10 protein-coding genes and 2 tRNA genes are annotated in these 8,384 nt (G+C 28.1%); 3 read left to right on the top strand and 9 right to left on the bottom strand.

The window, feature by feature from the left end:
• Positions 1–480 precede the first annotated feature (480 nt).
• From tsaB to cyoE, 9 genes are all read right to left on the bottom strand, one after another.
• Positions 481–1,152 (bottom strand): tRNA (adenosine(37)-N6)-threonylcarbamoyltransferase complex dimerization subunit type 1 TsaB, encoded by a 672-nt coding sequence (gene tsaB / locus L3J60_RS12825; protein WP_291975960.1) that lies wholly within the window; start codon positions 1,150–1,152, stop codon positions 481–483.
• Positions 1,153–1,254: 102 nt separating this feature from the next.
• On the bottom strand, positions 1,255–2,625 hold the full coding sequence (locus tag L3J60_RS12830; RefSeq protein WP_291975961.1) for a TolC family protein: 1,371 nt from the start codon (positions 2,623–2,625) through the stop codon (positions 1,255–1,257).
• A gap of 292 nt (positions 2,626–2,917) precedes the next feature.
• Entirely contained in the window at positions 2,918–3,442 is a 525-nt protein-coding gene (locus L3J60_RS12840) for a DUF420 domain-containing protein (protein ID WP_291975964.1), read from the bottom strand.
• Complete coding sequence (locus L3J60_RS12845) at positions 3,442–4,068, bottom strand: SCO family protein (protein ID WP_291975965.1); 627 nt, start codon at positions 4,066–4,068, stop codon at positions 3,442–3,444. Before L3J60_RS12845 ends, L3J60_RS12840 begins: the two co-directional genes overlap by 1 nt.
• Position 4,069: 1 nt before the next feature.
• Entirely contained in the window at positions 4,070–4,717 is a 648-nt protein-coding gene (locus L3J60_RS12850) for a hypothetical protein (RefSeq protein WP_291975966.1), read from the bottom strand.
• A gap of 62 nt (positions 4,718–4,779) precedes the next feature.
• A complete protein-coding gene (locus tag L3J60_RS12855; RefSeq protein ID WP_291975967.1) occupies positions 4,780–5,133 on the bottom strand; it encodes a cytochrome C oxidase subunit IV family protein in 354 nt (117 codons plus the stop codon).
• Between the two features lie 10 nt (positions 5,134–5,143).
• Positions 5,144–6,124 (bottom strand): cytochrome c oxidase subunit 3, encoded by a 981-nt coding sequence (locus L3J60_RS12860; RefSeq protein ID WP_291975968.1) that lies wholly within the window; start codon positions 6,122–6,124, stop codon positions 5,144–5,146.
• Between the two features lie 57 nt (positions 6,125–6,181).
• A complete protein-coding gene (locus L3J60_RS12865) occupies positions 6,182–6,763 on the bottom strand; it encodes a cytochrome c oxidase subunit 3 (protein WP_291975969.1) in 582 nt (193 codons plus the stop codon).
• 4 nt (positions 6,764–6,767) lie between these two features.
• A complete protein-coding gene (cyoE, locus tag L3J60_RS12870) occupies positions 6,768–7,673 on the bottom strand; it encodes a heme o synthase (RefSeq protein ID WP_291975970.1) in 906 nt (301 codons plus the stop codon).
• Positions 7,674–7,850: 177 nt separating this feature from the next.
• On the opposite strand from cyoE, the gene L3J60_RS12875 reads away from it, so the two are divergent.
• The 3 genes from L3J60_RS12875 to L3J60_RS12885 all read left to right on the top strand — a co-directional run bounded on the left by L3J60_RS12875 (position 7,851) and on the right by L3J60_RS12885 (position 8,283).
• Positions 7,851–7,922: transfer RNA gene (locus tag L3J60_RS12875), tRNA-Gly, on the top strand.
• 22 nt (positions 7,923–7,944) lie between these two features.
• A tRNA-Leu gene (locus L3J60_RS12880) sits at positions 7,945–8,030 on the top strand.
• A gap of 58 nt (positions 8,031–8,088) precedes the next feature.
• Positions 8,089–8,283, top strand: a complete 195-nt coding sequence (locus L3J60_RS12885; protein WP_291975971.1) for a GIY-YIG nuclease family protein — start codon at positions 8,089–8,091, stop codon at positions 8,281–8,283.
• Positions 8,284–8,384 lie beyond the last annotated feature (101 nt).

Raw genomic sequence — 8,384 nt, forward strand, 5'->3', positions numbered from 1 at the left:
CTGTATCGAAGTCCAGGGATAATTGCGTCTAATTGTAAAAATTAAGAGAAAAACAATATTAAAATGAACTTCAAAGACAAAAAAAGAAGTGAAAATTACATTTTTTGACAAAAACCAATCTAAAATTCATCTAAAACTTGGATTGGTGAAATTTGTTGAATTTTGCAACGGTCTTAGGTTGTTTAAACTTGTTTGTAATTGTACTTTTGTTAATTCAATCATCTCTCTTGTTTATTTAAGTTATTCCTAACTTCAAATTTATTAGTTGAGATGATTGTTTGTACAGATCAGACACACTTTTTTGGACGGTATCGAAAATTATTGGAATGTATATTTTGGAATCATAGAAAATGTAAAAATTGCACTTGACAAAGCGAGTATTGAAATTTCATATCTCAAATGTATTAGTTTGAAATTTAAAATATCACTCCGACTTTATTGGGGGCTAAACTACTCATCAAGTGGAGATAAAAAAATAACTTATTTTTTTGAAGTAGTTATCAAAAAATCTTTTAAATAAAAAGGTTCAAAATAAGCAACATCTTCAAATTCCTGATTTTTAAATTTGGAATAAGATAAACTTGCCATTTCATTTGCCGAAGGAAATTTATTCTCTATAAAAAATGCGTTTTTATGGGTGATTATTTCTTTACATTTTGCAGCTCCATCTCCTAAAAAATAAACCGTTTTTTCTTTTAAATAATCTAAAAAAGAATCAGCAGTAACAATTTCAGCTTTAACTTCTCTAATTTGCTCATTTTTTTTAGTAAAAACACTGCTATAAACTTCCATTCTTCTAGCATCTAATAACGGAATTTTAATGCCGTTTTCAATGGTAACTGTCATAGCTAAAGCTTGTAACGTATCTGTAGCAATTAACGGAATATCCAATGCAAAACAAATGCCTTTTGCTGTAGAAACTCCAATTCTTAAACCTGTATAAGAACCAGGGCCTTTACTAACTGCAACAGCTTTTAAATTTTCAAAATTAATCTTTGCCTTTTCTAAAACAATTTTAATAAATTCATGTAATTTTTCGGCATGAGAATAATTTCCATCGTTTAATTCTTGCAAGGCAATGGTTTTTCCATTTTTTACAATACTTACCGAACAGTTTTTAGTTGCCGTTTCAATATTTAGAATATACGTCAATTCAAATTTATTTATAGTGCAAAGATACTTATTTCAAATTAGCCTATAAAAAAACATTCAACCAATATTGATTGAATGTTTTAAAGTATTTACAATAAAAACCTATTCAATTACAATAGGAATGCCGTAATAATATTCTAATAATTTAGTTCTAAACACAAAATTATATTTTGCATTTACCATAGATGATTTTGCACCAACTAACCGATTTCTAACTTGGTCAAAATCGAAAAAATTCATTACTCCAGAATTATAACTTTCCTGTGCATTTTTAAAAGATTCATTTTGTGCATCTAAAGATTTTTTTGCTGCAACATATTGGTTTAAAGAAGCTTTTGCATCAGCATATGCTTTTTCAATGCTTTCCCTCAATTTCAATTTTTTATCTAACAATTGTAGGTCTGCTTTATCTTGATTTATTTTAGTTCTGTTAACATTTACTTTAGTTTGAAACCTATTAAAAATTGGAATACTTAAAGAAAATCCTAAGTTATAACCTAAATTATCACTTAACTGTTGACTAAAACCATTAGGAATAGTAACTGGTAAATTGGTGTTTGGGTCTATTATAACTCTAACATCTTTTTGACCTTGACTATGCTGATAACCTGTACCTAAACCAGCACCAAACGTAAGTGAAGGATAATAGCTTGCTTTTGCAATAGCAACGGAAAGGGCTGCATTATCCACTGCTATTTCTGCACTTTGTATTTCTGGTAAAATGGTTTCTGCTTTATTAAAAATAGCATCAGTATCATTATAAATTAATGATGCTGAATTAATGTTTAATTTAACATCTTCCACATCAAATCCTTTATTAGTAATATGGAGTAATTGAGATAAATTCAACAAAGCCAAATCTAAACTATTCTGAGCATTGGTAAGTTTTTCATCATTACTAGCTTTACTTGCTTCAGATTCCAATAAAGCTGCTTTTGCACTAGATCCTGCCGCTACTAAATCCTTTGATTTTTGAACTTGGTTTTTACTTATCTCAACCTGATCTTGAGCAATAATGATATTTTCTTTAGCCAGAAGCACATTTAAATAAGAATTAACCACAAACAACATAATGTTATTTTTATTTTCCTGCAAATCAAAACCTGCAGCTTCTAGTTCCTTTTTAGCTTGTTGTAGATTATTTCTATTCCTAAATCCATTAAACAATGTTACTCCGGTATTTAAACCAAAATTATTTGATCTTGAATCTCTAGAAATACGTCCACCGTCAATATCAATAAAAGATCCAAAATTATAACTCTGAGATGCCGAAGCATTTAGAGATGGATAAAAATTACCTTTTGCAGAAGTGATATTTTGTTCTACTAATTTAGTATTAAGTTCTTGTTGTTTTATAGAAATATTATTGTCTAAAGCATAATTAACACATTCTTGAAGTGTCCATGTTTTTTTTTGTGCGTTAACATTAATTAAAAATAATAATGCTAAAACACTTACAAATTTAGTTCTCATTAGCTATTTGGTGAGTTTTTGGTTAAATATATTCATAAGACGATTAAATTTATCATTTGTTACACAGTAATCCTCTTATAGAAATGTTAAATTTTATGTTTCCTGATTCTTCTTATTAAAAAGAAAACTAATCCCCCAACCAATAAATATGGAAAAACCATTAAATAAAGTATTCCTGTGTTTAACCCTTCAGCCTGTGAAGGATTACCGCTTTCAACTACAGCACGGCACATGGCACATTGTGCATTTGAAATTTGAAAACTTAGAAGAACAAATATGATAATAATTTTTTTCATGAATGAAGGTAATATGGTGAAATCAAAATATAAACCAAGACTCCTGAAATTGCAACATATAACCAAAGTGGAAATGTATATTTAGCTATTTTTTTATGCAACTCAATATTATTAGTAATTGCTCTTACATAAGTGATTAATACAAAAGGAATAACAATTATAGATAATAGGATATGTGAAATCAACAATACGAAATATATAGTTCTTATAGCTCCTTCTCCTCCATATTTTGTAGCATTTGAAGTCATATGATAAAGTACATACAATAGTAAAAACAATATTGAAAATACAATTGCTGTTTTCATTAATTTTTTATGAAGTTCTATTTTTTTTGATTTTACAGACCAAAAAGCAATTATAAGTAATATAGCTGTAAATGCATTAATACTTGCATAAATTGGAGGTAAAAATACAGGTAATTTTACATTTAATTTTACACTAAATAAAACTGCAATAACAACTGGAATTGCAATGGATAAAACAATAATCCAAGTATTATATTTGTTAGTATTTTTCTGCATTATTCTTTTAATAAAATAGTAATATCTTCCTTTATTTTATAAATTTCTTTTGGATTTAAACCATCATAAAATGCAATAGGATTTCCATATTTATCAACTCGTGAACGTATATTTCCGTTTTTATCAACCAAAGCAAACATTCCTGAATGTTCAAAACCACCTTCAGCATTGCTATTTACACCTGCATATAAGGTAAATCCGTTATTTGCTAAATTATAAATAGCATCTTGTTTTCCTGTTAAAAAATTCCAATTTTTTAATATTGCACCGTGTTTTTTTGCATATTCTTTTAATATTTGTGGCGTATCGTGTTTTGGATTTATACTAAAAGAAGCAATTCCGAAATTTGGATTTCCAAAAAATTCATCTTGAATAGTTACCATGTTTTTATTCATTTTAGGACAAATAGTAGGGCAAGTTGTAAAAAAGAATTCCACTACGTAAACTTTATTTTTATAAAATTCATTGGTAATAATTTTTCCATTTTGATTGGTAAATTTAAAATTAGGTACTTTACCAATGGTAACCAATTTGGGAGTTTTAAATTTGGCTACAATTTTAGGAATAGCATAAATTCCAAATATTAAAATAATAAAAGCGACACCTACGTATGAATATTTTTTCATTTTAATAATTATTTTTATTACGTCGTTTTTTTTCTTCTGATTTTTTGTATTGATAATAAATAATATCTATATCATCTTTCATTTTATTTTTTAAAACTGCAACAGAGTTCATATTATAACCGTATAATTTTCCGTTAGTTGCATCTTCATCATCTTTTCTACCTCGTAATCTCAATTTTTTATCAATTATAAAAGCATTTGAAGAATACAAATCTTGATTTAAGCTATCAGGAACTTTAAAACTTTTATAAATTTTTTGAATGCTATCAGAAGATGTAAAAATAAAATGCCAATTTTTAAGATTGGTATATAAACCTAATTGCTTAATTACCTTTTTATAATCTTCATTTGTTTCCTTTGGAAATAAAGCAACTACTTGAAAAAAAGGTTTTTGATAATACCGTTTATAAATAACTTCATTTAGATTTAGCAACCCTGTTTTAGCATTGTTGACATTTTTACCTGGAAAACAAACAATAGAAAATTTATTTGTAAAAGTTGTTGATTTATTGGTTTTTAATTGATTAACATTAGTAACTTTTTCTGTTAAAATTGGTAAATTAGAATACTTATAAATTCCTTCAGATAAGAAAATATAAAATACTAATGGTAAAACAAATAATATAAAAAGTATCCAGAATTTTTTCATACGTATTGCAAAAAAACAAAAAAGGCGGTTAACAACCGCCTTTTATCTATAAATATTTTCTATTAGTAATTCCATTTAGTTAATGGACCTAACACGTTATGTATATATTCTCCTTCTATTAATAACAAAGCAGTTAAATAAGCAATTAAAAAAAACGCAGTCCATACTACTGCTCTTCTCAAACTCTTTTTTTCATTTGCCATATGCATAAAAAACCAAACAATATAATAGGCTTTTACCAAGGTTAAAATTATAAAAATAAGGTTTAATAAATTAGTTCCTAAAAATTTTGTTAAGTATAAAAAATCAGGTTTATCAATTCCTAAAAAAACTTCAACACCTGTTATTACAGAAAGTATTATAAATACTTTCCAAATTAATTTAGTATGCGATGTATATTCTTGTGTATGTGTCATAAGTTATTTTTTAAATTAAGTAGAAGAATGTGAATACAAATACCCAAACCAAATCAACAAAATGCCAATATAATCCAACTTTTTCAACCATTTCATAACTTCCTCTACGTTCATAAGTCCCTAAAATAACATTAAAGAAAATTATTATATTAATGGTTATTCCTGTAAAAACATGGAATCCATGAAACCCTGTAATAAAGAAAAAGAAATCTGCAAAAGTGGTTTTACCGTATTCATTAACCTTTAAGTTTGCTCCTTTTACAACTGCTTTTGCTCGTTTTAAAAAAAACATTGCTTTATCTCTAGGGATAATAATTTTTTGTTTGGTATCTAAATTTAATTGCTCAGTTCTTATGGTTATCTCTGGATGAGATTTAAATCCTTCAATTACTTCATTTACAGAAAAAGGAGGTAACTTACTCCCACTCATAAACCATAATCCCTTAGCTCTGTTAAGTTGTACTCTTTCTCTATTAGAATGTATTGCAAATTTATCTAAAGCAATTTGATGTCCTGTTTTATCTACAAACTGAATAATTTTACCATCTTTTAGTTGTATTGCCCCATATTCTCCTTTAATAAATGTTTTCCATTCCCAAGCCTGAGAACTTAAAAATATTAATCCTCCAATAATGGTAAACAACATATAAATGGTAACCTTATCTTTTTTCATTTGATGACCAGCATCTACAGCTAACACCATAGTTACAGAAGATAAAATTAAAATAAAGGTCATAAATGCAACATAATACATTGGTGCATTTACGCCATGTAAAAACGGAACATGAGTAAAAACCTCATCAGCAATTGGCCAAGATTCAATGTATTTAAAACGAGTTAAACCATAACCTCCAAGAAAAGCGGAAAAAGTTAAGGCGTCAGATAAAATAAAAAACCACATCATAAGCTTTCCATAACTTGCTCCAAGAGGTTTATTTTTACCTCCATCCCAAGTAGCCTGATTGGTTTCAGTAGCTGTTGTTACTTCCATATAAAAGTTAGTTTTTGATTTTTTAGTTATAGTTGAGCCAAAAATACATTTTTTTTATTATCTAATAAAATAGAAAAAGAAAAATAAGTAAATCCACACAATATCAACAAAGTGCCAAAAAATTGCACCTAATTCTAAACCTAAATAATTTGAAGCAGAATATTTTTTTGAAAGATGATTGAACAACACCACAATTAATACAATTATACCAGCAAAAACATGTGCAAGATGTGCAACAGTAATCCCATAAACAAATGACGATTTAACAGTGCTTTGATCTCCAGCAAAATATAATCCTTCTTTATAAAGCTGAGAAAAACCATCAAGTTGAAAATAAACAAAACCTAAACCTAACAGTAAAGTTGACACTAAAAAGAGCGTTGTCATTTGTTGATTTCCGTTTTTAATGAATTTTTTTGCCATTAAAAAAGTTAAACTACTTAATACAATTAAAGTAGTACTTATGTTAAAAGCATTTGGCAAAATAAACGAAACCCAATCGGCTCTTGATCTGCTTACCACGTATGCACTTGTTAATCCTGCAAACATCATTGTCATACTAATCATAGCAACCCAAAGCATTGGTTTTGCTGATTTTTGATGTGCTTGTTTAAGTTCTTGTTGTAACGAGTTTTTCATTTAGTTAGTGTAAAAATTTATCTACTACGTAAATAATTTGTATTAAAGTTATGTATAAAACACTAGAAAGCATTAATTGCCTTGCATGTTTATCCGTTTGAAATTTATATAATTTAATTGCATAAAACAACATTTTACCTCCTAAAGCTACTAAAACAACTGCTGTAACAGGGTAAATGTAAAAATTGCCAGTTATTTTGAAAACAGGAATTATGGAAACCAGTGTTAAACAAACAATATAAATTATAATTTGAATTACCGCCTTTTTATTTTTTTTACCCATTGGCATCAAATTAAAACCTGCTTTTTTATATTCATCAAATTGCAACCAAGCAATTGCCCAAAAGTGTGGAAATTGCCATAAAAACTGAATTAAAAATAATATTCCTGCTTCTATAGAAAAATGATTAGTAGCAGCCACCCAACCTAACATAAAAGGTATGGCTCCAGGAAAAGCTCCAACAAAAACAGACAAAGGTGTGACAGACTTTAAAGGAGTATAAACGCTAGTATATAAAAAAATAGAAATTGCTCCAAACAAAGCACTTTTAGCATTAATACTATATAAAATAGCTAAACCTAAAATAGTAAAGGAAACAGCAATAACCATAGCGGTTGACACATGCATCCTTCCAGCTGGTAACGGTCTGTTTTTAGTTCGTTTCATTAAAGCATCCGTATCCTTTTCAATAATTTGATTAAAGGCATTTGAAGCCCCAACCATTAAATAACCACCAATAGCCAACATTAAAATTGTAATAATATTAATAGTTGTTACAGCTAATAAATAGCCTGCTACTGAAGAAAAAACAACACTTAAAGAAAGACCAACCTTTGTTAATTGTTTGAAATCATTAAAAACAGCAGAGAAACCAACTTTTTTAGGTATAGAATTAGAAGTTATTTGCATATAAGTACTTGAAATTTGTGCAAATATATTTTAAAATTTAAAATTTACAACCTTAAAACAAGTTGTTTAACTATTTATTTGAAATAAAATTAAAAAAAATCTTTGCAATTAACAGATTTGTATTAAATTTGCCCTCGCATTTACAGTTAAAAATGTACGTTCTTAAAAAATAGGTCTGCGAAAGTAGCTCAGGGGTAGAGCATCACCTTGCCAAGGTGGGGGTCGCGGGTTCAAATCCCGTCTTTCGCTCTACAATATATAAAATACCAATGCTGAAGTGGTGGAATTGGTAGACACGCTGGACTTAAAATCCAGTGGGCTGTAAGGCCCGTACGGGTTCAAGTCCCGTCTTCAGTACTAAAACTCTTGTTAATCGTTTGATTTTCAAGAGTTTTTTAGGTTAATAAAACATCATATGGCTTACGTTTATATTTTACATTCAATTTCTTCCAACTATTATTATACTGGCAGTTGCAAAGATTTAACTTCTCGTCTAAGTGAACACCATGCTCATGGATATACCAACAGTTTTACTACCAGAGCATCAGATTGGGAGTTGTTTTTACTAACTGACCTTACGCAAAACATTCACGATTACGCCACATTTTGATATTTATTTATTGATAACTCATTAATTTGTTTCATTGCGTTTTTTAGAGCGTTATAATAAATTCTATCTTTCAAAGCAAAGGCATTAGATTTTGTTCTAAT

The sequence above is a fragment of the Lutibacter sp. genome, assembly GCF_021647475.1.
GTDB lineage: Bacteria > Bacteroidota > Bacteroidia > Flavobacteriales > Flavobacteriaceae > Lutibacter.